Here is a 19,900-nt window from a genome sequence, read left to right as displayed (position 1 = left end):
TACTTTAGGGGGTGGAGAGGTTATACTCTTACTGCGAATGGGTCGCAGTAAGAACCCGACCCGGCATCAGGAGGCAGAACGATGAACCAGCTAGAAATCCGCGACCTCTGGGCTTCCATCGACGGCGAAACCATCCTAAAGGGCGTGAACCTGGTGGTCCCCAAGGGCCAGGTGCACGCCCTCATGGGCCCCAACGGGGCCGGGAAGAGCACCCTGGGCAAGATCCTGGCCGGGGACCCCGAGTACACGGTGGAACGGGGGGATATCCTCCTGGACGGGGAAAGCATCCTGGATCTATCCCCGGACGAGCGGGCGAGGAAGGGCCTCTTCCTGGCCTTCCAGTACCCCGTGGAGGTGCCGGGGGTCACCATCGCCAACTTCCTGCGCCTGGCCCTGCAGGCCAAGCTGGGCCGGGAGGTGGGGGTGGCGGAGTTCTGGACCAAGGTAAAGAAGGCCTTGGAGGTCCTGGACTGGGATGAGAGCTACCTCTCCCGCCACCTCAACGAGGGCTTTTCCGGCGGGGAGAAGAAGCGGAACGAAATCCTCCAGCTTCTGGTCCTGGAACCCGCCTACGCCGTCTTGGACGAGACCGACTCCGGGCTGGACATCGACGCCCTCAAGGTGGTGGCCCGGGGGGTGAACGCCATGCGGGGGCCCAACTTCGGCGCCCTGGTCATCACCCACTACCAGCGCCTACTGAACTACATCGTCCCTGACCGGGTGCACGTGATGATGGACGGGCGCATCGTGGCGGAGGGCGGCCCCGAGCTGGCCCTGGAGCTGGAGGCCAAGGGTTACGAGTGGCTCCGGGAAAGGGTGAAGGAGGAAGCATGAGCGAGGCCGATCTGAGGGCACTGGGCGAAGAGTACAAGTACCACTTCGTGGACGAGGTCAAGCCGGTCTTCGTGGCCGAGCGGGGCCTCACCCGGAGGGTGATCGAGGCCATCAGCTACCACAAGGGGGAGCCCGAGTGGATGCTGAAGTTCCGCCTGCGGGCTTTGGAGATCTTCCAGAAGAAGCCCATGCCCACCTGGGGCCCGGACCTCTCGGGCCTGGACCTGGACAACCTGGTCTACTACGTGAAGCCCGCAGAGGTGAGGGACGCCAAGAGCTGGGAGCAGATCCCGGAGGAGATCCGCCGGACCTACGAGCGCCTGGGCATCCCCGAGGCCGAGCGCAAGGTGCTCGCCGGGGTGGGGGCCCAGTACGACTCGGAGATGGTCTACCACCGGGTCAGGGAGGAGCTGGAGCGGCAGGGGGTCATCTTCGTGGCCATCGAGGAGGGGATGAAGAAGTACGAGGACCTCTTCAAGGAGTACTTCGCCAAGGTGGTCCCCCCGGAGGACAACAAGTTCGCCGCCCTGAACTCCGCCGCCTGGTCCGGGGGCTCCTTCGTCTACATCCCCCCCGGGGTGAAGGTGGAGCTTCCCCTGCAGGCCTACTTCCGGGTCAACACCCCCGAGTTCGGCCAGTTTGAGCGCACCCTGATCATCGTGGACGAGGGGGCCGAGGTGCATTACATCGAGGGCTGCACCGCCCCCATGTACTCCACGGAAAGCCTCCACACCGGGGTCATCGAGATCGTGGTGAAGCGGGGGGCCAGGAGCCGCTACACCACCATCCAGAACTGGTCCACCAACATGTACAACCTGGTGACCCAACGGGCCCTGGTCTATGGGGATGCCTTCCATGAGTGGCTGGACGGCAACCTAGGCTCCAAGGTCACCATGAAGTACCCTTCCAGCTACCTCCTGGAACCCGGGGCCCGCACAGAGATCCTCTCCATCGCCTTTGCCAAGACCGGCCAGCACCAGGACACCGGGGCCAAGATCATCCTGGGAGCCCCCCACACCTCGGGCACCATCGTTTCCAAGAGCATCTCCAAGGGGGAGGGCCGGGCCAGCTACCGGGGCCTGGTGAAGGTGCTGGAGGGAGCCAAAGGCGCCAAGGCCAACGTGGAGTGCGACGCCCTTCTCATCGACCCGGAGAGCCGCACCGACACCTACCCCTACATCGAGATCGAGGAGGACACCGCCCACGTGGGCCACGAGGCCACGGTGTCCAAGATCAACGACGAGCAGATCTTCTACCTGCAAAGCCGGGGCCTCAAGGAGGACGAGGCCGCAGCCCTCATCGTGCGGGGCTTCATCGAGCCCATCGCCAAGGAACTGCCGCTAGAGTACGCGGTGGAGCTGAACCGGCTCATCGAGCTGGAGATGGAGGGCTCCGTAGGCTAAGGGCTTCCGTCAAGGGTCTTAACCTTTGCGCTAGGAGGATTCATGCAGGTACTGGACAAAACGCAGGTGGAAGCCATCTCCCGGGCCCTAAAGGAGCCGGGCTGGCTGCTGGAGAAAAGGCTAAAAGCCCTCGAGGCCTTCGCCCGCCTCTCCTATCCCAGCAAGAAGGACGAGGCCTGGCGCTACACGGATCTCTCTGAGGCTCCCCTGGAGCAGGAGGTGGAAACCCCCAAGGGGCTTAGCCTCTCCCGGGATGAACTTCCCGAGCTGGTGAAGCGCCGCCTGGAGAAGACCGATGTTTCGGGCTTTCTGGTCTTCGTGGGCCCGGATCTGGTTTACGCCGAGGTGCCGGAGGAGCTTTCCGCCAAGGGCCTGGTCTTCACCAGCCTGGCCGAGGCCTTGAAGACCCACCCCGGTAAGGTGGAGGCCACCCTCTTCCGGGGGGTCTACGTGGAGGACAAGTTCGCCGCGGAAAACTCCGCCTTCTTCACCCACGGGGCCTTCCTCTACGTACCCGCGGGGCTGGAGGTGGAAAGGCCCCTGGGGGTCTTCAAGGTGCTGGAAGGGGGCAAGGCCTCGGCGGGCCGGAGCCTCATCTTCCTGGAGGACAACGCCAAGGCCGCCTACATCGAGGAGTACCTCTCCTTGGACCTCCCCCCCACCCTGCACCTCTCCGCCACGGAGATGGTCTTGAGGCCTGGAGCCCGGCTGCGCCACGCCCACGTGCAAACCCTGGGCGACGGGGTCTGGCACTTCCACCGGCAAAGGGCCCTGCTGGAGCGGGATGCCGCCTTAAACGACCTGGTGGTCAACCTGGGCGGGCGCTACGCCAGGAGTGAGGTGGCCTCGGAGCTATTGGGCCCGGGAGCGGAAAGCGAGATGCTGGGGCTTTACTTCGGCCACGGCCTCCAGCACTTCGACCACTACACCCTGCAGCACCACGTGGAGCACCATACCCGAAGCGACCTCCTCTACAAGGGAGCGGTGAAGGACGAGGCCCGGGCGGTCTTTTCCGGCCTCATCAAGCTGGAACGGGGGGCCCAGAAGACCGACGCCTACCAGGCCAACCGCAACCTCATCCTCTCCCCCACCGCCCGGGTGGACTCCATCCCCCAGCTGGAGATCGGGGCCAACGACGTGCGTTGCACCCACGGCAGCACCACCGCCCCCGTGGACGAGATGCAACTCTTCTACCTGCAGTCCCGGGGCCTGTCCCGTAGCCTCGCCCAGGAGCTTTTGGTCAAAGCCCACCTGGCGGACGTCCTTAACCGCATTCCTCTAAAGGCCTTAAGGGCCCACCTCGAGGCGGTCATCGAGGAAAAGGTGCGCATCTAAGCCATGTGGACCCCGGTAGCCCGGCTGAGCGAGCTACAAAACGGCCGCCTGGTGGTGAAGCGGCCCGAGCACCGGAAGCCCATCCTCCTCCTCTACACCGGGGAGGAGGTCTTTGCCCTGGAGGACATCTGCACCCACGACGGCGGCCCCCTCCACGAGGGGGATGTGGAAGACGGCCAGATCGTCTGCCCCCGGCACGGGGCCCGCTTCGACCTGAAAACAGGCCGGCAGACCCTTCCCGCCCCCAGGCCCGTCAAGGTCTTCCCCGCCAAGCTGGAGGGGGATACCATCCTTCTGGACCTATAGACGCCCATCCCGTTCGCAAGGCCCCAAGGAGGACTTGGGGCCTTTGTCCTTGACGGCAGGCGGAAGAAGCGCTAGGGTGGGAGTACCCACCCCACCTGGGGTGGGGGGAGGTAAGGGATGCTGAAACTCAAGGTAGAAGGCATGACCTGCAACCACTGCGTGATGGCGGTCAAGAAGGCCCTCATGAAGGTGCCCGGGGTGGAGAAGGCCGAGGTGAGCCTGGAACGGGCCGAGGCCCTGGTGGAGGGCAAGGCGGACCCCGAGGCCTTGATCCGGGCCGTGGAAGAGGAAGGCTACCGGGCCGCCCTGGCGGGCTAAGGAGGCCCTGTGCCCCGCCACCCCCTCCACCTGGACCCCAAGGTGCGGGAAGAGGCCAAAAGGCGCCTCCTCTCCGCCAAGGGCCACCTCGAGGGCATCCTGCGCATGCTGGAGGATCCCCACGTCTACTGCGTGGACGTGCTGAAGCAACTGAAGGCGGTGGAGGGTGCCCTGGACCGGGTGGGGGAGATGGTCCTAAGGGCCCACCTCCGGGACCACGTGGCCACCGCCCACGAGCGGGGGGACGTGGAGGAAATCGTGGAGGAGCTGATGGAGGCCCTCAAGTACCGTTGATCCCACCCGGTCCAGGGCGGGGTAGAGGCCCAAGGGCACACCAGCCCGGGGAAAGCAAAGGGGTTTCCGCTAGGGGGTACGAAGCCATGGCATTGGAAGTGAAGGTAGGGGTAAAGGGCATGACCTGCGCCTCGTGCGTGGTGCGGGTGGAAAGGGCCTTGAAAAGGGCCCCGGGCGTGGAGGAAGCCCGGGTCAACCTCACCACCGAGGAAGCCTTTTTGCGCCTTCAGGAAGGCATAGACCTCAAGGAGGTCCTGAAGCAGGTGGAGGAAGCCGGCTACGAGCCCGTGGTGGCCCGGGTGGAGATCCCCATCCGGGGCATGACCTGCGCCGCCTGCGTGGCCCGGGTGGAAAGGGCCTTGAAGAAGCTACCCGGGGTGCTTTCCGCCCACGTGAACCTGGCCACGGAGAAGGCCTTCGTGGAGTACCTCCCGGACACCGTGACCCTCCCCCGCCTGCGCCAGGCCATCCGGGATGCAGGGTACGAGCCCCTGGAGGTGGCCCAGGAGGAAAAACGGGCCCCCGCTTACCCCTTGGATCTCCTCATCGCCCTGCCCTTTGCCTTCCTCACCCTTCTCCTAGCCATGGGGCCCCTGCTTCTTCCCCTTCCCCACTTCCCTCCGCTTTTGCAGGCCCTCACCGCCCTCCCCGTCCTCTACGCCGGCCGCCGCTTCTTCCGCCAGGCCCTGGCGGAGATCCGGCACCGTTCCCTGGGCATGAGCACCCTGGTGGCCCTGGGGGCAGGAAGCGCCTACCTCTACTCCTTTCTAGTTCTGCTCTTTCCCACCCTTTTCCCGGAGGAGGCCCGCCATCTCTACCTCGAGGCGGGGGCGGTGATCCTGGCCCTGATCCTTTTGGGCAAGCACCTGGAGGAAAAGGCCAAGGGGAAGGCCTCGGAGGCCATCCGCAAGCTCCTGGCCTTGAGGCCCAAGACCGCCCGGGTGGTTCAGGAAGGGGAGGAAAGGGAAATCCCCGCCGAGGCCCTCATCCCCGGGGACCTGGTGCGGGTGCTTCCCGGGGAGCGCATCCCTGCAGATGGGGTGGTGGTGGAGGGCTTCAGCCATGTGGACGAGGCCATGCTCACCGGGGAGCCCATCCCCAAGGCCAAGAAGCCCGGGGATGAGGTGGTGGGGGGAACGGTGAACGGGGAAGGTCCCCTCCTCATCCGGGTAAGCCGGGTGGGGGAGGCCACGGTCCTGGCCCAGATGGCCCGCCTGGTGGAGGAAGCCCAGGCCTACAAGCCCCGGGTGCAGGAGGTGGCGGACCGCATCGCCAGCGTCTTCGTGCCCATCGTGCTCCTCATCGGCCTTATCACCTTCGCCCTCTGGCTCCTTCTGGGGCCCGGCCTCTCCTACGCCTTCGTGGCCCTTCTTTCCGTACTCCTTATCGCCTGCCCCTGCGCCATGGGCCTCGCCACCCCGGCGGCCATCGCCGTGGCCACGGGCAGGGCGGCGGGAATGGGCCTCCTTTTCCGCAAGGGCCAGGCCATCGAAGGCCTCGCCCGGGCGGATACCGTGGTCCTGGACAAAACCGGGACCCTGACCCAAGGGAAGCCCACCCTCACGGAACGCCTGGGGTTTGCCCTAAGCCCTGAGGAAGCCTTGTGCCTCGCCGCCGCCTTGGAGCGGGGAAGCGAACACCCCATCGCCAAGGCGGTTCTGGAGGCAGCCAAGGATCTCAGCCTGCCCGAGGCCGAAGGGGTGCGGGCCCTGCCCGGGGAGGGCATCGAGGGAGTGGTGGAGGGGAGAAGGCTTTACCTGGGGGGTCCAGCCCTCATGGAGCGGCTCAAGGTGGCCCTTCCCCAGGAGGCCCAGGAGCTTTCCCAGAAGGGCTACACTCCCCTTTACCTGGCGGATGGGGAGAGGCTTTTGGCCGCCTTCGGGGTCTTTGACCCCCCCAAGCCCGAGGCACGAAGGGTGGTGGCCGCTTTAAAGGCCCTGGGCCTCAAACCCGTCCTCCTCACCGGGGACCATCCCATCCCGGCCAGGCGGGTGGCCGAGGCCTTGGGCATAGAGGAGGTGCTGGCCGGGGTGCGCCCTGAGGGTAAGGTGGAGGCCATACGGCACCTCCAGGCCCAGGGGCGGAAGGTGATCTTCGTGGGGGACGGCATCAACGACGCCGCCGCCTTGGCCCAGGCCGATGCGGGCATCGCCCTGGCCACGGGCACGGACATCGCGGTGGAAGCCGGGGATGTGATCCTGCTTTCGCCGAGCCTGGAAGGATTGGTGCACGCCATCCTCCTATCCCGGCGCACCCTAAGGACCATTTACCTCAACTTCTTCTGGGCTTATGCCTACAACATCCTCCTCATTCCGGTGGCAGCCGGGGCTCTTTACCCCTTCACCGGGCTTCTTCTGAACCCCATGCTGGCGGCCGGGGCCATGAGCCTCTCCAGCCTCTTCGTGCTCACCAACTCCTTGAGGCTGAGGGGATTCCAACCGAAGAGCTTAACCGGAGCTTAACCGGCTCCGGCTAAGGTGAAACCGGAGGTGATGGGTATGTGGTGGTGCGGCAACTGGGGGTACATGGGTTGGTGGGGGCCCCTTTTCGGGCTTCTCTGGTTCGTCCTCCTGGGCCTCTTCGTCTACTGGCTGGTCCGGAGCCTGGTGCCGGAACGCCGGGACCGGGCCCTGGAGATCCTCAAGGAGCGGTACGCCCGGGGGGAGATCGACAAGGAAACCTTTGAGCGCATGAAGCGCGAGCTCGCATGAGGGTTCTCCTGGTGGACGACGACCCAGCCCTCCTCGAGGTCCTGGGGGCCTACCTGAGGGGGGCTGGGTTTGAGGTGCTGGAGGCAAAGGATGGGGAAAAGGCCCTGGAGCTTTTTCCCCGGGCCGACCTCATCATCCTGGACCTCATGCTGCCCAAGCTGGACGGCTTCAAGGTCCTGGAGGAGGTGCGCCGGGAAAGGCCCGAGCTTCCCATCCTCATGCTGACCGCCAGGGGGGAGGAGGAGGAAAGGGTTAAGGGGCTGGAGCTAGGGGCCGACGACTACGTGGTCAAGCCCTTCAGCCCCAAGGAGGTGGTGGCCCGGGTCAAGGCCCTCCTAAGGCGAGCCGGCCTCAAGGAGGAGCTCTGCTACGGCCCCTTGCGCCTTCTTCCGAAGGAGCGGCAGGCCTACCTGGAGGGCAAGCCCCTTCCCCTTTCCCAGCTGGAGTTTGACCTCCTCCTCACCCTGGCCCAGCACCCGGGCATGGTCTTCACCCGGGAAAGGCTCTTGGAAAAGGTGTGGGGACCGGACTTCCCGGGCATAGACCGGGTGGTGGACGTGCACATCGCTGCTTTGAGAAAAAAGCTCATGGACGATCCGGAAAACCCCCGGTTCATCGAAACGGTACGGGGGGTGGGGTACCGCTTCCGGGAAGGCGATGCGCCTCTTCGCTAAGCTCTTCCTCAGCCACCTTCTGGTGGCCCTCCTGGCCCTGTTCCTCTTCTTCCTCCTGGCGGAGACCCTGGCCCCCTCCTTCTACCGGGGGCATGTGGAGCGCATGTACCACGCCCTATCCATGATGGGCGGGCTCATGATGGGCGAGGCCTTAAGGCGGGACCTCGAGGAAGGCCTCCGCTCCACCCTCACCACCGCCCTCCTCGCCGCCCTTCCCCTCTCCGTGGCCGGGGCCGCCCTCTCCGCCTCCTTCGCCAGCCTGCGCTTCTCCCGCACCGCCAGGCTTCTGGCCGAGGGAAGCCGCCGTATGGCCCAGGGGGAGTACCGGGTGCGCCTTCCCCCCCTGGAACGGGACGAGTTCGGCGAGGTGGCCCTTCACTTCAACCGCCTGGCCGAGGCCCTGGAACGGGTGGAACAAAGCCGGGTGGAGCTCATCGGCACCGTGGCCCACGAGCTCAGGACTCCCCTGTCCGCCCTGCAAGCCTACGCCGAGGCCCTGGCGGACGGGGTCATGGAGCCCGAAAAGGCAGCGGAAAGGATTCAGCAGGAAGTGCGGGCCATGAGCCGGCTGGTCCGGGATCTCTCCCTGGTTTCCCAGGTGGAGTCGGGAGCCGTGGAGCTTCACCCCGGGCCCCTGGATCCCAAAGAACTCCTGGAACAGGCGGCGGAACGCTTCCGCCCCGCCTTCCAGGCCAAGGGAGTGGCCCTGGAGGTGGCGGCCCCCTCCTTTCTTCCCCGGGTCTGGGCCGATGCGGAACGGACCCTCCAGGTGCTCGCCAACCTGCTTTCCAACGCCCTCCGCCATACCCCGGAGGGAGGAAGGGTGAGGCTTGGGGCGGAAAGGACAGGCCAGGCGGTGGTCTTCAGCGTGGAGGACACAGGGCCCGGCATCCCCGAGGAACACCTTCCCCGCATCTTTGAGCGCTTCTACCGCATAGACCCCTCCCGCAGCCGTCAGGATGGGGGAACCGGAGTGGGCCTCACCATCGCCAAGAGCCTGGTAGAAGCCATGGGGGGAAGGATCTGGGTGGAAAGCCAGCTGGGCCGGGGAAGCGTTTTCCGCTTCACCCTGCCCCTTTACACAGGCTTAACGGGCAAGGCTTAGGGTGAGAGCCATGAAGAAGCTTCTGGCGCTTGCCCTAGGCGTGGCTTTAGGCCTGGCCCAGACTCCCTCCCCCGAGGCCCTCAAAGGCCTGAAGCCCGAAGAGGCCCTGGCTCTGGCCAAGCGGTGGCGGGAGGAAGGGCAAAGGGTGGTGAGCTACGTGACCCCCGAGGCCTTCTTCTTCGAGTTCCCGGACGGCCGCAAGGCCCAGGTGGCCCTCAAGGACCGCTTCCTCCTGGCGATAGCCCCCTACGTGAGCCGTACCCATCCCTGCCAGGTCCACTACTTCTCCAGCTGCACGGGGGAACTCCAGGAGGAGGTCTTTGAGGTTCGGGTGCTGGAGGGGGAAAAGGAGGTGCTCAAGACCCAGGTCAGATCGGGGAAGGACGGGTTCTTTGAGCTCTGGTTGCCCCGCAACCGCCGCTACACCCTGGAGATCCGCTGGGGGAACCTGGCAGCCACCAGCTCCGTGACCACCTTCAGCCAAAGCCCCACCTGCCTTACCGGCTTCCGCCTCGCCTCACGGTAGAACGCCATGCGCCCTTTCACCTTTTTTACCCTCTTCCTCGGCCTCGCCCTGGCCCAAACTCCCCTGGGTCCGGTGCCCACGCGGGATGTTCACGCCCTTTTGTGGCACCCCTCGGGAGTCCTGCTCCTGGGCCACCACGACGGCATCGTTGCCTGGAGCAACAGCACCTCCCAGGACCTGGTGCGGCGGCGGGACTGGGACGCCATGAACCTGGCCTGGGGAGGCGAACGCCTGATCGCGGCCGGGCACTGGATCCTTGCGGAAAGCCGGGATCTCAAGCGCTTCCGCGACCTAAGGCCCAAGGGCCTTCCCGCCCTGGACCTCCACGCCTATGCCATCGATCCCAGGAAGCCTGAGGTCCACTACACCCTCGAGGCCACCTACGGCTACTTCCGCAGCCAGGACGGCGGGCAGACCTGGGCAAAGCTTCCCGCCCGGGGCCTGCCCAAAGCGGGGATGGCCTTCTTCCTGGTGGACCAAAAGGGCCGCCTCTGGGCTTCCCTTATGGAAAGGGGGCTCTTCCTGAGCGAGGATGGAGGCGAAAGCTTCCGCCCCATTCCCTCCCCTGACCCCGCCCCGGGACCCCTGGCCCTCTCCCCTTCGGGCACCCTGTACCTGGGAGGAAAGCTCGGCCTCTGGCGGCGGACGGAAGCGGGGTGGCGCAGGATCTGGCAGGGAGCGGTGTTGGCCCTCACCGCCCATCCCCAGGAGGAGGGTTGGCTGGCCTGGGTGGACGAAAGGGGCACCCTCTGGCAGGGGCGCTGAGGGCTATCCCTTCCAGGCCACCCCGGCCACATGGGGGGCCACCAGGGGGAGGGGTAGTTCAAAGGCCTCCGCCTCCACCCGGGCAAACCCCGCCTCCCGAATAAGGGCTAGGGTTTCCCGGTTGGGATGGCAGCCGTCCCCCAAAAAACTCCATAAGGGGCAAAGGAGGTCCTGGAATCGGCGCAGGGAGGAGCCCCGGGGAGCGGCCACGTGTTCCAAAAAGACCAAACGCCCCCCGGGCTTCAACACCCTGAGGATCTCCGCCAAAGCCCCTCTGGGATCCTCCACCGAGCAAAGGACCAAGGTGGCCACCACGGCCTCCACGCTTTCCTCCGGCAGGGGGATGGCCTCCGCCTGGCCTAAAAGAACCTCACCGGAAAGCCCCCTCAGGCTTAGGGCCTGCTTAAGGTGGGGGTGGAAGTAGGGATTGAGCTCGAGGCCAATCCAGTGGACGCCATCCGGCAGATAGGCCAGGTTAACCCCCGTCCCCGGGCCGATCTCCAAAACCTTCCCCGCCAGGCTTCCCAGGAGTTTCTTCCGCCAGGGTTCGCTCAAGCCCACGTGCCCCCGGGAAAGGACGGGAAGGAGGGTGGCGAAAAACCGAGCCCTTAAACCCTTCTTCATCCCCTTGCCTCCCATGCTAGAGGTTCCAGTAAAGCACCGTGTCCAACATCCCCAGGGCCACGAAGACTGCCCCTGCACCCCTTAGAAGATGGCTTCCCACGAGGCGCATTCCCTTGAGGGCCTGGCCCCGGCCCATGCGGGTGAAAAGGAGGAGCAGAAAACCCAGGGGAAAGCCCGTCCCCAGGGCGAAGAGAAGGGGAAAGAGAAACCCAAAGGAAGAAGCCAGGGCCAAAGGGAGTAGAAGCCCGAAGAAAAGCCAGAAGAGGGTAGGGCAGAAGGCCAAGCCGTAAACCCCACCCAAAGCCAAGGGCCCAAGAAGCCCACCCCACGCCCCCACCCGGGCCACCCAGCCCTCCGGTGCCGCCCAGGCCAGGGGCCAGCGCACCACTCCCAAAAGGCCCAGGCCCACCAGGATCATGAAGGGCCCAAGGGCCAGCCGCACCGGGCGGAAGATGGCCCCGGGGTTGTCCAGGGTCCCGCCCAAAACGAAGAGAACCACCCCGGCGAGCACCAGGTAGGTGAAGGCCTTCCCCAGGAGAAAGGCCAGAAACCTGGGCCAGACCCTTCCCTCGAGGGCGGAAGGAGCCAGATAGGCCAGGGCGCTGGCCCCAGTGGTGATCTGGCAGGGGGCAAAGGCCGCCAAGACCCCGAGTAGGAAAGCGGAAAGCCAAGGGACCCCCACTTCCCGCCTCAGGCCATCCACCCAGGGGGCCAGGAGAGCGTACAGGGTGTTGGCCATTCGGTAAAGGCTTCGGGAAACCTCCTCCAGTAGCCCGCTTCCCAAGGCCAACCCCACCAGGCCCAGGACAGCAAGACCAAGCGCCAGGAGCCCTCTTCGCATGTCCATCAGCTTAAGGGCCAAACGTTAAGCGCCGGTAAAACCCCTTTATGCCAGCTTAACAATACCGGCCTAGGGTACAGATGGAGGTGGATCGTGGGCATGATGGGTTGGGGCGGCATGGGTTTCGGGTGGTTCTTCGGGCTTCTCAACATGCTCCTGGTGCTGGCCCTCCTGGGACTTCTCCTGTACCTGGGCCTTCGGGCCTGGGAACGGGGAAGCGGGGAGCCGCGAAAGGATGCGGCCCTGGAGGCCCTGCGCCTCCGGTACGCCAGGGGCGAGCTGGACGAGGAAACCTACAGAAGGTTGCGGAAGGAACTGGAACAGGGAGGTGAAGCATGAAACGCTACGGTTTAACTCTAGGAGTTCTGGCCCTTATGCTTTTAGGTCTTGCCCTCACCCAGGGCATGATGGGGGGTTTTGGTCCGGGGATGATGGGCTACGGCCCGCAGTACGGCCCGGGGATGATGGGCTACGGCATGATGGGCGGCTACGGGATGATGGGCATGATGGCGGTCTACCCTCCGGAGGCCCGGCCCATCCCCCAGAAAGAAGCCAAAGCGCGGATGGAAGCCTACGCCAAGCGCATCTACCCGGGGGCACGCCTTAAGGACTTCATGGCCTTCAGCCAAAACTACTACGCCCAGGTGGTGGACGAGAAGGGGCAGGGGCTTTTTGAGCTCATCGCCGATCGCTACACCGGGGTGGTTTCCCCGGAACCTGGCCCCAACATGATGTGGAACACCCGCTACAGCATGATGGGCGGGCCGGTGCAGACTCCTGTCCGCTTCCCCTTGGCGGAAGCCAGGAAGCTGGCCGAGACCTTCCTGAAAGGCTACCTCCCGGGTGCCCAGGTGATGGAAGCCGGGGCTTTCCCCGGGTACTACACCTTTGACTTCGGGCGCAAGGAGGTGGAGGGCATGCTTTCCGTGAACGCCTACACGGGGGAGGTCTGGGTCCACACCTGGCATGGCTTCTTCCTGGGAGAGTGACCCCGGTAGGGCCCTTGCCCGGGGCAGCTGCCCCGGGCGGGGCCCAGGGCCTTTCCTATACCCCCCAAAACTCCTCAATACAACTTTCACGAAAGGCCTTTTCTCTCAGGTTCCGCTACACTTTAGGTAGGGAGGGTACCATGACGGACTTAAGGAAAACCCTGAAGACCAGCCTGGCCGAGGCCCGTGCCCGCCTGGAAGCCGCCTTGAAGGAGGAAGGTTTCGGCATCCTCACGGAGATCGACGTGGCCGCCACCCTAAAGGCCCGCCTGGGCCTGGAAAGGCCCCCATACCTCATCCTGGGGGCCTGCAACCCGAACCTGGCCGCCAGGGCCCTCGAGGCCGAACCCAATATCGGCCTCCTTCTCCCCTGCAACGCCGTGCTCAGGGAAGGCGGAGAAGGCGTGGAAATCCTCCTCCAAGACCCCAAGGGCATGTTCCAGGTCCTACCTCCGGAAAAGCAGGAGGCCCTGAAACCCGTGGTGGAAGAGGCTAGAAGCCGACTGGAAAAAGCCCTGGCCAAACTCTAGAGGGTTCAAAAGGGACCTTTATACTTCCTTTACAAACCTCCCCTACCCTCTGGAGGTATGAACGCGGATCGCCGAACCCTTTTAAAGCTCACCGCAGGCCTCCTCCTCTCCCCTCTGGCCAGGGGGCAGGCCCCCTTTCCCGAGCCCCCGGTGCTCAAAAGCCGGGACGGCCTCCTGCAGGTGCGGCTGAAGGTTGCCCCTACCCCCCTTTCCCTGGTGGGACGGGAAGCGCGGCTTTGGACCTACGGGGGCAGCTTCCCAGGGCCTACCCTCAGGGTGCGCCCGGGGGATGCCGTGCGCCTCGAGCTGGAAAACCTCCTCCCCGAGTCCACGAACCTGCACTGGCACGGGCTTCCCATCTCCCCTAAGGTGGACGATCCCTTCCTGGAAATCCCGTCCAAGGAAACCTGGAGCTACGCCTTCACCGTTCCCCAGGACCTGGCAGGCACCTTCTGGTACCACCCCCACCTGCACGGGCGGGTGGCCCCCCAGCTCTTCGCCGGACTGGCGGGGGCCATTGTGGTGGAAAGCCCCGTAGACGGGATTCCCGAACTCCGGGAAGCCGAGGAGCACCTTCTGGTCCTCAAGGACCTGGAGCTCGCATCGGGCCGTCCCGCCGCCCACACCCCCATGGACTGGATCAACGGTAAGGAGGGCAACCTTCTTCTGGTCAACGGGGCTTCCCGCCCCACCTTGCGGGCCGGCAAGGCCACCTTGCGCCTCCGCCTCCTGAACGCCAGCAACGCCCGCTTCTACCGGCTCCAGTTGGAAGGGCATCCCCTTTACCTCATCGCCAGCGACGGGGGCTTCCTGGAGGAACCCTATGAGGTCCCCGAACTCCTCCTGGCCCCCGGGGAACGGGCAGAGGTCCTGGTGCGCTTCCAGAAGGAAGGGGCCTTCCGCCTCCTCGCCCTTCCCTACGACCGGGGGGTCCACATGATGGGCGGGATGGAGCACATGGGCCACGGAGGGATGTCCATGGGGACAAGCCCCAGCGGCCCGCAAACCCTCCTCACCCTGGTGGCCCCGCCCCGCCCCAAACCCCTCCCCCTGCCCAAGGCCCTGGCCAAACTGCCCGCCCTCAACCCCAACCAGGCCAGGGTGACCCGGCGCATCACCTTCACGGAGGACATGATGGCCGGGAAGTTCTTCATCAACGGCCAAGCTTTTGATCACCTCCGGGTGGACTTCCAGGGACGGGCGGGGGACCTCGAGGTCTGGGAGGTGGACAACCAAGGGGACATGGACCACCCCTTCCACCTCCACACCCACCCCTTCCAGGTTCTCTCGGTGAACGGCAAGCCCCTTCCTTACCGCGCCCTCAAGGACGTGGTCAACCTGAAGGCCAAGGAGGTGGTGCGCCTTCTGGTTCCCCTTAGGAACCTTCCCGGGAAGACCGTCTTCCACTGCCACATCGTGGAGCACGAGGACCGGGGCATGATGGGGGTGCTGGAGGTGGGCTAATGCATCCCCACCCCCATCCCCATCCTCCCCCCGCCTCCCCCTCCCAGGCCCATGACCGGCATGCGGGCCACACCCCGGAGATGTTCCGGGACCGCTTCCTGGTCTCTCTTCTCCTCACCCTGCCGGTCCTCTACGCCTCCGAGGAGGTGCGGGGCCTCCTCGGCCTTCCCCCCTGGGAGGGAGCCTCCTGGATCCCCCTCCTCCTGGGAACCCTGATCTACCTCTACGGCGGCGGCGTCTTCCTCCAGGGGGCCCTCCGGGAGCTTGGAGGCAGGCGGCCGGGGATGATGACCCTGGTAGCCCTGGGGATCAGCGTGGCCTATATCTACAGCCTGGCCGTGGAACTGGCTCCGCTGACCGAGGGGAAGCCCTTCTGGTGGGAGCTGGCCACCCTGGTGGATGTGATGCTCCTCGGCCACTTCCTGGAGATGAAGGCCATCCTGGGAGCGGGCGAGGCTTTAAAAGCCTTGGCCAAACTGATGCCCCAGACGGCCCACCGCCTGGTTGATGGCCGGGTCGAGGATGTACCCACCACCGCCCTCCGGGAAGGGGACCTCATCCTCATCCGCCCGGGGGAGCAGGTGCCCGCGGACGGCGTGGTGGTGGAAGGAGCCACCAGCATGAACGAGGCCTTCCTCACCGGGGAGTCCCGGCCCGTGGCCAAAGGGGTGGGGGACGAGGTCCTGGCCGGGGCGTTAAACGGGGAGGGAGCCATCCAGGTCCGGGTGACCCGCACCGGAACCTCCACCACCCTGGGGCAGATCATGCGCCTGGTGGAGGAAGCCCAGGCTTCCCGGAGCCGCTTCCAGGACCTGGGCGACCGGGCGGCGGGGTGGCTTTTCTACCTGGCGGTGCTGGGGGGAAGCGCAACCTTCTTCCTTTGGCTTCTAGCCGACGCATCCTTGTCCTTCGCCCTGGAGCGGGCGGTGACCGTGGTGGTCATCGCCTGCCCCCATGCCTTGGGCCTGGCCATACCCTTGGTGGTGGTCAACGCCACGGCCATGGCCGCCCAAAGGGGAATCCTCATCCGAAACCGGGAGGCCTTTGAGCGGGCCACGGGCCTAAGGTATGTGGCCCTGGACAAGACCGGGACCCTCACCGAGGGGCGGTTCGAGGTACGGGGGGTGTATGCAGAGGGCCTCGAGGAAAAGAAGGCCCTGGCCTTGGCCGCGGCCCTCGAGGCCTTCTCCGAACACCCCCTGGCCGAGGCCATCCGCGAGCACGCCAAGGCCCACCTGGGCCCCGAGGCCCTTCTTCCCTCCCCCACCAGGGTGCAGGCCGTGCCGGGCAAAGGGGTGGAGGGGTATCTAGATGGGCAGCTTTACCGGGTGGGCCGGCCGGAGTGGGCCGAGGAACTGGGCCTTTCCCTCTCCCCTTACCTCGCCCAGGCCCTGAGGGAAGTAGAGGCCCGGGGGGAAAGCGCCGTGGCCCTCATGGATGAAACCCGCCTCCTCGCCCTTTTCGCTCTCCGCGACCGCCCGCGCCCTTCGGCCCGGGAGGCCATCCAACGCCTCAAAGCCCTGGGCCTCACCCCCGTCATGGTCACCGGGGACGCCGAGGCGGTGGCGAAAACCCTGGCTGGGGAGCTGGGTATCGCCCTCTACCACGCCCGGGTCCTGCCCCGGGACAAGGCCCGCATCGTGCGGGAGCTGAAGTCCCAAGGTCCTACAGCCTTCGTGGGGGATGGCATCAACGATGCCCCTGCCCTCCTGGAGGCGGACCTTGGGGTAGCCATCGGGGCAGGAACCCATGTGGCCATGGAATCCGCCGATGTGGTGCTGGTCAAGAGCGATCCCCTGGACGTGGTCCGCCTCCTCCACCTGGCCCGGGCCACCCGGAGGAAGATGCTCCAAAACCTCTTCTGGGCCACGGGGTACAACGCCATCGCCCTGCCCCTGGCCGCGGGCGCGGCCTACCCTTTCGGCTTCCTCCTCCCTCCGGCCCTCGGTGCCCTCTTCATGAGCCTCTCCACCGTGGTGGTGGCCTTCAACGCCCTTCTCCTAAGGCGGGCGCGCCTGGGTACCTAGGGCTAAACTGGAGGCATGGACTTCACCAGCCTAAGGGAAGCCTTCCCCTTGATTGCGGGGCGGCCGGATCTGGTCTACCTGGACTCCGCCGCCACCAGCCAGAAGCCCAAGCGGGTCCTGGAGGCTTTGGACCGCTACTACAAGGAGCTCAACGCCAACGTCCACCGCGGGGCTTACCGCCTCTCCGTGGCGGCCACCGAGGCCTACGAGGAGGCCAGGCGCCGGATAGCCCGCTTCCTTGGCGCCGAGGAAAGGGAGATCATCTTCGTGCGCAACACCACCGAGGCCCTGAACCTGGTGGCCTACGCTTGGGGCTTAAGGAACCTTAAGGAGGGCGACGAGATCCTGGTCACGGAAATGGAGCACCACGCAGGGCTTGTGCCCTGGCACCTGGTGGCGGGGCTCAAGGGAGCCCGGATCAAGGCCATCCCCCTCACCGAGGAGGGCCGGCTGGACCTTTCCGCCCTGGACACCCTCCTCACGGAAAGGGTCAAGGTGGTTTCCGTGGTCCACATGTCCAACGTCCTGGGCACCATCAACCCCGTGGCGGAGATCGCCAGGAGGGCCAAGGGGGTAGGGGCCCTGATGGTGGTGGACGGGGCGCAAAGCGCCCCCCACCTGCCCGTGGACGTGAAGGCCCTGGGGGCCGACTTCTTTGCCCTCTCTGGCCACAAGATGCTGGGGCCCACAGGGGCCGGGGTGCTCTTTGGACGGTACGAGGTCCTGGAGGGGATGATGCCCTTCCTGGGAGGAGGGGAGATGATCCGGGAGGTACACGTGGACCGCTCCACCTACGCTCCCCCTCCCCAACGCTTTGAAGCCGGCACTCCCCCCATCGCCGAGGCCATCGCCTTGGGAGAAGCGGCCAGCTACCTGATGGAGATCGGCATGGAGCGGGTCTATGCCCATGACCGGGCCCTTTTGGAATATGCCCTAAAGCGCCTTGCGGAGGTGCCGGACCTCAAGGTGTACGGTCCCAAGGGGGAGGATCGGGGCGGGGTCATCCCCTTCACCTTAGGCCGCCTCCACCCCCATGACCTGGCCACCTTCCTGGACCAGGAGGGGATCGCGGTAAGGGCAGGGCACCACTGCGCCCAACCCCTGCACCGGAAGCTGGGCCTGGCCGCCACGGCCCGGGCGAGCTTCTACCTCTACAACACCTTCGAGGAGGTGGACCGCTTCGTGGAAGCCCTCCTTCGCATCCACACCCGGTACCGGGCCTGGCTATAATGGGGGAATCCATGAGCGTCCTTGACGAGCTTTACCGGGAGATCATCCTCAAGCACTACCAGAGCCCCAAAAACTTCGGGGTCCTGCCCCAGGCCACCAAGACCGCCGGGGGCATGAACCCTTCCTGTGGGGACCAGGTGGAGGTGATGGTGCGGCTGGAAGGGGATACCATCGCCGACATCCGCTTCCAGGGTCAAGGGTGCGCCATCAGCACCGCAAGCGCCTCCATGATGACCGAGCTGGTGAAGGGGAAGAAGGTGGCGGAGGCCCTGGAGCTTTCCAGGAAGTTCCAGGCCATGGTGGTGGAAGGAGCCCCCCCCGATCCGGCCCTTGGGGATCTCCTGGCCCTTCAGGGGGTGGCCAAGCTCCCCGCCCGGGTGAAGTGCGCCACCTTGGCCTGGCACGCCCTCGAGGAGGCCCTGCGGTGAGGCGTTACCCCGCCCACAAGGTGACCCCCTTGCTGGTCCAGTACCCCGACCTCATGGAGGCCTGGAAGGAGGCCGCCAAGGCTGGGCTCCTTAGGGCGGAGAGCCAGGATGGGCGCAACTATGTGGTGGTGGAAGACCCAAGCCTCATCGCCCGGCTCAAGGCCTTGGGCCTCGAGGGGGAGCCGGTGAAGGAGGCCTAGATGCGAGGCGTGGTGTTTCTGCACGCTTTCCCCTACAACCCCCGGATGTGGGAGGAGGAGATGGGCTACTTTCGGGGAAGGCTTCCCGTCCTAGCCCCCCATTACCTGGGGCTATCCCTTTCCCAGGCAGCGGATAAGGTGCTGGGGGAGATGGATGAGGCGGGCCTCGAGGAGGCCGTCTTCGTGGGGCTTTCCATGGGGGGCTACCTCATCTTTGAACTTTGGCGCAAGGCCCCCGAGCGCTTCCTGGGCCTGGTGCTGGCGGATACCCGCGCGGGGGCCGACACCGAGGAGGGCCGGAAGAACCGCTATGCCCTAAGGGAAAGGGTTCTGGCGGAAGGGGTGGGCTTCCTGCCCGAGGCCCTTCTCCCAAACCACCTGGGCAAGACCACGCAGGAGGAGAAGCCCGAGGTGGTGGCAAGGGCCAAAGCCCTCATCCTGGAGGCCAGCCCCGAGGCGGTGGCAGGAAGCCTCCTGGCCCTGGCGGAACGGCCCGACTCCTCCCCCCTTCTTCCCGGGATGCGCCGCCCGGCCCTGGTCCTGGTGGGGGAGGAGGACACCCTAACCCCCCCGGAGGAGGCCAAGCGGATGGCCAGGGCCCTGCCCGACGCCCGCCTGCTCATCCTCCCCGAGGCCGGGCACCTGGCCAACCTGGAAAACCCCAAGGCCTTCCGCACGGCCCTTCTGGGCTTTTTGGCCGAGGTGCTCTAAAGGCGGAAGGCCTCCTCGGCCCGCAACACGAGGTCTAGGCAGGGGATCAAGGCCTCTTCCCCTTCCTCCTCCGCAAAGCCCTCGGGGGTCCTGCGGTAGAGGGTGAAGCGGCGGGCCTCGGGGTCCACCAGAAGGTAGACCTCCAAGGTGTCCAGGGTTTCATAAAGGGCCCGTTTTTCCCGGCGGTCCTGCACCTCGGTGGCGGGCGAAAGAACCTCCACCACGGCGCAAGGAGCCTCCTCGTAGTAAGGGTGGGGAGGCCCGGGTTGGCACACCACCATCACGTCGGGGTAGTAGACGGCTTCATCCCGGATCCGTAGCTTCATGTCGCTCATGTACACCCGGCACCCCCTGGGCCTGGCTGCCTCCAGAAACCGGGCGGCGATGTTGAGGGCCACCCGGTTATGGAGGGCGCTGGCCCCCGCCATGGCGTAAAGGCGCCCCCGCAAGTACTCCCGCTTCACCGGGGACTGGGCCTCCTCCTCCAGGTAGGCTTCCAGAGCTTTAGGAAGCTTGGGGGCTAACATTCCCGATTCCATTCTACGGTTTCTCGCCCAGCCCCGACCTTAGCCAGACCAATAAGGA

At 65.8% G+C, this 19,900-nt stretch carries 24 protein-coding genes; 21 read left to right on the top strand and 3 right to left on the bottom strand.

Annotation, left to right across the window (positions count from 1 at the left end):
- The first annotated feature begins 81 nt into the window (after window positions 1-81).
- From sufC to KQ693_RS04380, 12 genes are all read left to right on the top strand, one after another.
- Window positions 82-834, top strand: a complete 753-nt coding sequence (gene sufC / locus KQ693_RS04435; protein ID WP_019551345.1) for a Fe-S cluster assembly ATPase SufC — start codon at window positions 82-84, stop codon at window positions 832-834.
- On the top strand, window positions 831-2,237 hold the full coding sequence (sufB, locus tag KQ693_RS04430; RefSeq protein ID WP_038028764.1) for a Fe-S cluster assembly protein SufB: 1,407 nt from the start codon (window positions 831-833) through the stop codon (window positions 2,235-2,237). The genes sufC and sufB overlap by 4 nt, the downstream gene beginning before the upstream one ends.
- A gap of 42 nt (window positions 2,238-2,279) precedes the next feature.
- Window positions 2,280-3,572: a Fe-S cluster assembly protein SufD gene (gene sufD, locus KQ693_RS04425; RefSeq protein WP_267262041.1), complete on the top strand. Its 1,293-nt coding sequence runs from the start codon at window positions 2,280-2,282 to the stop codon at window positions 3,570-3,572.
- Window positions 3,573-3,575: 3 nt separating this feature from the next.
- The gene (locus KQ693_RS04420) at window positions 3,576-3,878 is read left to right on the top strand and encodes a Rieske (2Fe-2S) protein (RefSeq protein WP_267262040.1); all 303 of its coding nucleotides are present in this window, start codon (window positions 3,576-3,578) and stop codon (window positions 3,876-3,878) included.
- A 117-nt stretch (window positions 3,879-3,995) separates the two neighbouring features.
- Window positions 3,996-4,196 carry a CopZ family metallochaperone gene (locus tag KQ693_RS04415; protein WP_015716308.1) on the top strand — a complete coding sequence of 67 codons (201 nt, stop codon included), beginning with the start codon at window positions 3,996-3,998 and terminating at the stop codon, window positions 4,194-4,196.
- Window positions 4,197-4,205: 9 nt separating this feature from the next.
- Window positions 4,206-4,490, top strand: coding sequence for a metal-sensitive transcriptional regulator (locus KQ693_RS04410; RefSeq protein ID WP_015716307.1), 285 nt, complete (start codon window positions 4,206-4,208; stop codon window positions 4,488-4,490).
- An 86-nt stretch (window positions 4,491-4,576) separates the two neighbouring features.
- Window positions 4,577-6,952 carry a heavy metal translocating P-type ATPase gene (locus KQ693_RS04405; protein WP_267262039.1) on the top strand — a complete coding sequence of 792 codons (2,376 nt, stop codon included), beginning with the start codon at window positions 4,577-4,579 and terminating at the stop codon, window positions 6,950-6,952.
- Window positions 6,953-6,988: 36 nt separating this feature from the next.
- Window positions 6,989-7,201, top strand: coding sequence for an SHOCT domain-containing protein (locus tag KQ693_RS04400; protein WP_014510815.1), 213 nt, complete (start codon window positions 6,989-6,991; stop codon window positions 7,199-7,201).
- Window positions 7,198-7,875 carry a response regulator transcription factor gene (locus KQ693_RS04395; RefSeq protein WP_015716304.1) on the top strand — a complete coding sequence of 226 codons (678 nt, stop codon included), beginning with the start codon at window positions 7,198-7,200 and terminating at the stop codon, window positions 7,873-7,875. Before KQ693_RS04400 ends, KQ693_RS04395 begins: the two co-directional genes overlap by 4 nt.
- On the top strand, window positions 7,859-8,980 hold the full coding sequence (locus tag KQ693_RS04390; protein ID WP_015716303.1) for a sensor histidine kinase: 1,122 nt from the start codon (window positions 7,859-7,861) through the stop codon (window positions 8,978-8,980). Before KQ693_RS04395 ends, KQ693_RS04390 begins: the two co-directional genes overlap by 17 nt.
- Before the next feature lie 10 nt (window positions 8,981-8,990).
- A complete protein-coding gene (locus tag KQ693_RS04385; protein ID WP_015716302.1) occupies window positions 8,991-9,506 on the top strand; it encodes a CueP family metal-binding protein in 516 nt (171 codons plus the stop codon).
- Between the two features lie 6 nt (window positions 9,507-9,512).
- Entirely contained in the window at window positions 9,513-10,271 is a 759-nt protein-coding gene (locus tag KQ693_RS04380; protein ID WP_015716301.1) for a WD40/YVTN/BNR-like repeat-containing protein, read from the top strand.
- A gap of 3 nt (window positions 10,272-10,274) precedes the next feature.
- Here KQ693_RS04380 and KQ693_RS04375 read toward each other — a convergent pair whose 3' ends face one another.
- Both KQ693_RS04375 and KQ693_RS04370 read right to left on the bottom strand, forming a co-directional pair.
- Window positions 10,275-10,895 carry a class I SAM-dependent methyltransferase gene (locus KQ693_RS04375; protein WP_015716300.1) on the bottom strand — a complete coding sequence of 207 codons (621 nt, stop codon included), beginning with the start codon at window positions 10,893-10,895 and terminating at the stop codon, window positions 10,275-10,277.
- 16 nt (window positions 10,896-10,911) lie between these two features.
- Window positions 10,912-11,742 carry an urease accessory protein UreH domain-containing protein gene (locus KQ693_RS04370; RefSeq protein ID WP_323808514.1) on the bottom strand — a complete coding sequence of 277 codons (831 nt, stop codon included), beginning with the start codon at window positions 11,740-11,742 and terminating at the stop codon, window positions 10,912-10,914.
- Window positions 11,743-11,835: 93 nt separating this feature from the next.
- On the opposite strand from KQ693_RS04370, the gene KQ693_RS04365 reads away from it, so the two are divergent.
- The 9 genes from KQ693_RS04365 (at window position 11,836) to KQ693_RS04325 (ending at window position 19,315) form a co-directional block, all read left to right on the top strand.
- A complete protein-coding gene (locus KQ693_RS04365; protein WP_234506588.1) occupies window positions 11,836-12,075 on the top strand; it encodes an SHOCT domain-containing protein in 240 nt (79 codons plus the stop codon).
- Window positions 12,072-12,725 (top strand): hypothetical protein, encoded by a 654-nt coding sequence (locus KQ693_RS04360; RefSeq protein WP_038071332.1) that lies wholly within the window; start codon window positions 12,072-12,074, stop codon window positions 12,723-12,725. The genes KQ693_RS04365 and KQ693_RS04360 overlap by 4 nt, the downstream gene beginning before the upstream one ends.
- 140 nt (window positions 12,726-12,865) lie before the next feature.
- The gene (locus tag KQ693_RS04355; RefSeq protein WP_267262037.1) at window positions 12,866-13,255 is read left to right on the top strand and encodes a DUF302 domain-containing protein; all 390 of its coding nucleotides are present in this window, start codon (window positions 12,866-12,868) and stop codon (window positions 13,253-13,255) included.
- A gap of 57 nt (window positions 13,256-13,312) precedes the next feature.
- A complete protein-coding gene (locus KQ693_RS04350; protein ID WP_267262036.1) occupies window positions 13,313-14,719 on the top strand; it encodes a multicopper oxidase family protein in 1,407 nt (468 codons plus the stop codon).
- Entirely contained in the window at window positions 14,719-16,746 is a 2,028-nt protein-coding gene (locus KQ693_RS04345; protein WP_267262035.1) for a heavy metal translocating P-type ATPase, read from the top strand. Before KQ693_RS04350 ends, KQ693_RS04345 begins: the two co-directional genes overlap by 1 nt.
- Window positions 16,747-16,761: 15 nt before the next feature.
- Window positions 16,762-17,976, top strand: a complete 1,215-nt coding sequence (locus KQ693_RS04340; RefSeq protein ID WP_267262034.1) for an aminotransferase class V-fold PLP-dependent enzyme — start codon at window positions 16,762-16,764, stop codon at window positions 17,974-17,976.
- 11 nt (window positions 17,977-17,987) lie between these two features.
- The gene (sufU, locus tag KQ693_RS04335; protein WP_015716292.1) at window positions 17,988-18,404 is read left to right on the top strand and encodes a Fe-S cluster assembly sulfur transfer protein SufU; all 417 of its coding nucleotides are present in this window, start codon (window positions 17,988-17,990) and stop codon (window positions 18,402-18,404) included.
- Complete coding sequence (locus KQ693_RS04330) at window positions 18,401-18,604, top strand: hypothetical protein (RefSeq protein ID WP_015716291.1); 204 nt, start codon at window positions 18,401-18,403, stop codon at window positions 18,602-18,604. Before sufU ends, KQ693_RS04330 begins: the two co-directional genes overlap by 4 nt.
- On the top strand, window positions 18,605-19,315 hold the full coding sequence (locus KQ693_RS04325; RefSeq protein WP_267262033.1) for an alpha/beta fold hydrolase: 711 nt from the start codon (window positions 18,605-18,607) through the stop codon (window positions 19,313-19,315).
- On the opposite strand, the gene KQ693_RS04320 is transcribed toward KQ693_RS04325, so the two are convergent.
- Complete coding sequence (locus KQ693_RS04320) at window positions 19,312-19,842, bottom strand: Uma2 family endonuclease (protein WP_416376367.1); 531 nt, start codon at window positions 19,840-19,842, stop codon at window positions 19,312-19,314. The genes KQ693_RS04325 and KQ693_RS04320 overlap by 4 nt on opposite strands.
- Window positions 19,843-19,900: the final 58 nt, after the last annotated feature.

The sequence above is a fragment of the Thermus brevis genome, from assembly GCF_026427635.1.
Taxonomy (GTDB): Bacteria; Deinococcota; Deinococci; order Deinococcales; family Thermaceae; genus Thermus; species Thermus antranikianii.
The sequence above is the reverse complement of the archived record's forward strand: the minus strand, read 5'-3'. Positions and strand labels throughout refer to the sequence as shown.

Excerpts from the sequence above, each read along its gene's own strand:
- sufC (WP_019551345.1), top strand. The coding sequence starts at position 82 with ATGAACCAGCTAGAAATCCGCGACCTCTGGGCTTCCATCGACGGCGAA.
- sufB (WP_038028764.1), top strand. The coding sequence starts at position 831 with ATGAGCGAGGCCGATCTGAGGGCACTGGGCGAAGAGTACAAGTACCAC.
- sufD (WP_267262041.1), top strand. The coding sequence starts at position 2,280 with ATGCAGGTACTGGACAAAACGCAGGTGGAAGCCATCTCCCGGGCCCTA.
- KQ693_RS04420 (WP_267262040.1), top strand. The coding sequence starts at position 3,576 with ATGTGGACCCCGGTAGCCCGGCTGAGCGAGCTACAAAACGGCCGCCTG.
- KQ693_RS04415 (WP_015716308.1), top strand. The coding sequence starts at position 3,996 with ATGCTGAAACTCAAGGTAGAAGGCATGACCTGCAACCACTGCGTGATG.
- KQ693_RS04405 (WP_267262039.1), top strand. The coding sequence starts at position 4,577 with ATGGCATTGGAAGTGAAGGTAGGGGTAAAGGGCATGACCTGCGCCTCG.
- KQ693_RS04400 (WP_014510815.1), top strand. The coding sequence starts at position 6,989 with ATGTGGTGGTGCGGCAACTGGGGGTACATGGGTTGGTGGGGGCCCCTT.
- KQ693_RS04395 (WP_015716304.1), top strand. The coding sequence starts at position 7,198 with ATGAGGGTTCTCCTGGTGGACGACGACCCAGCCCTCCTCGAGGTCCTG.
- KQ693_RS04390 (WP_015716303.1), top strand. The coding sequence starts at position 7,859 with ATGCGCCTCTTCGCTAAGCTCTTCCTCAGCCACCTTCTGGTGGCCCTC.
- KQ693_RS04385 (WP_015716302.1), top strand. The coding sequence starts at position 8,991 with ATGAAGAAGCTTCTGGCGCTTGCCCTAGGCGTGGCTTTAGGCCTGGCC.
- KQ693_RS04380 (WP_015716301.1), top strand. The coding sequence starts at position 9,513 with ATGCGCCCTTTCACCTTTTTTACCCTCTTCCTCGGCCTCGCCCTGGCC.
- KQ693_RS04375 (WP_015716300.1), bottom strand. The coding sequence starts at position 10,895 with ATGAAGAAGGGTTTAAGGGCTCGGTTTTTCGCCACCCTCCTTCCCGTC.
- KQ693_RS04370 (WP_323808514.1), bottom strand. The coding sequence starts at position 11,742 with ATGGACATGCGAAGAGGGCTCCTGGCGCTTGGTCTTGCTGTCCTGGGC.
- KQ693_RS04365 (WP_234506588.1), top strand. The coding sequence starts at position 11,836 with ATGATGGGTTGGGGCGGCATGGGTTTCGGGTGGTTCTTCGGGCTTCTC.
- KQ693_RS04360 (WP_038071332.1), top strand. The coding sequence starts at position 12,072 with ATGAAACGCTACGGTTTAACTCTAGGAGTTCTGGCCCTTATGCTTTTA.
- KQ693_RS04355 (WP_267262037.1), top strand. The coding sequence starts at position 12,866 with ATGACGGACTTAAGGAAAACCCTGAAGACCAGCCTGGCCGAGGCCCGT.
- KQ693_RS04350 (WP_267262036.1), top strand. The coding sequence starts at position 13,313 with ATGAACGCGGATCGCCGAACCCTTTTAAAGCTCACCGCAGGCCTCCTC.
- KQ693_RS04345 (WP_267262035.1), top strand. The coding sequence starts at position 14,719 with ATGCATCCCCACCCCCATCCCCATCCTCCCCCCGCCTCCCCCTCCCAG.
- KQ693_RS04340 (WP_267262034.1), top strand. The coding sequence starts at position 16,762 with ATGGACTTCACCAGCCTAAGGGAAGCCTTCCCCTTGATTGCGGGGCGG.
- sufU (WP_015716292.1), top strand. The coding sequence starts at position 17,988 with ATGAGCGTCCTTGACGAGCTTTACCGGGAGATCATCCTCAAGCACTAC.
- KQ693_RS04325 (WP_267262033.1), top strand. The coding sequence starts at position 18,605 with ATGCGAGGCGTGGTGTTTCTGCACGCTTTCCCCTACAACCCCCGGATG.
- KQ693_RS04320 (WP_416376367.1), bottom strand. The coding sequence starts at position 19,842 with ATGTTAGCCCCCAAGCTTCCTAAAGCTCTGGAAGCCTACCTGGAGGAG.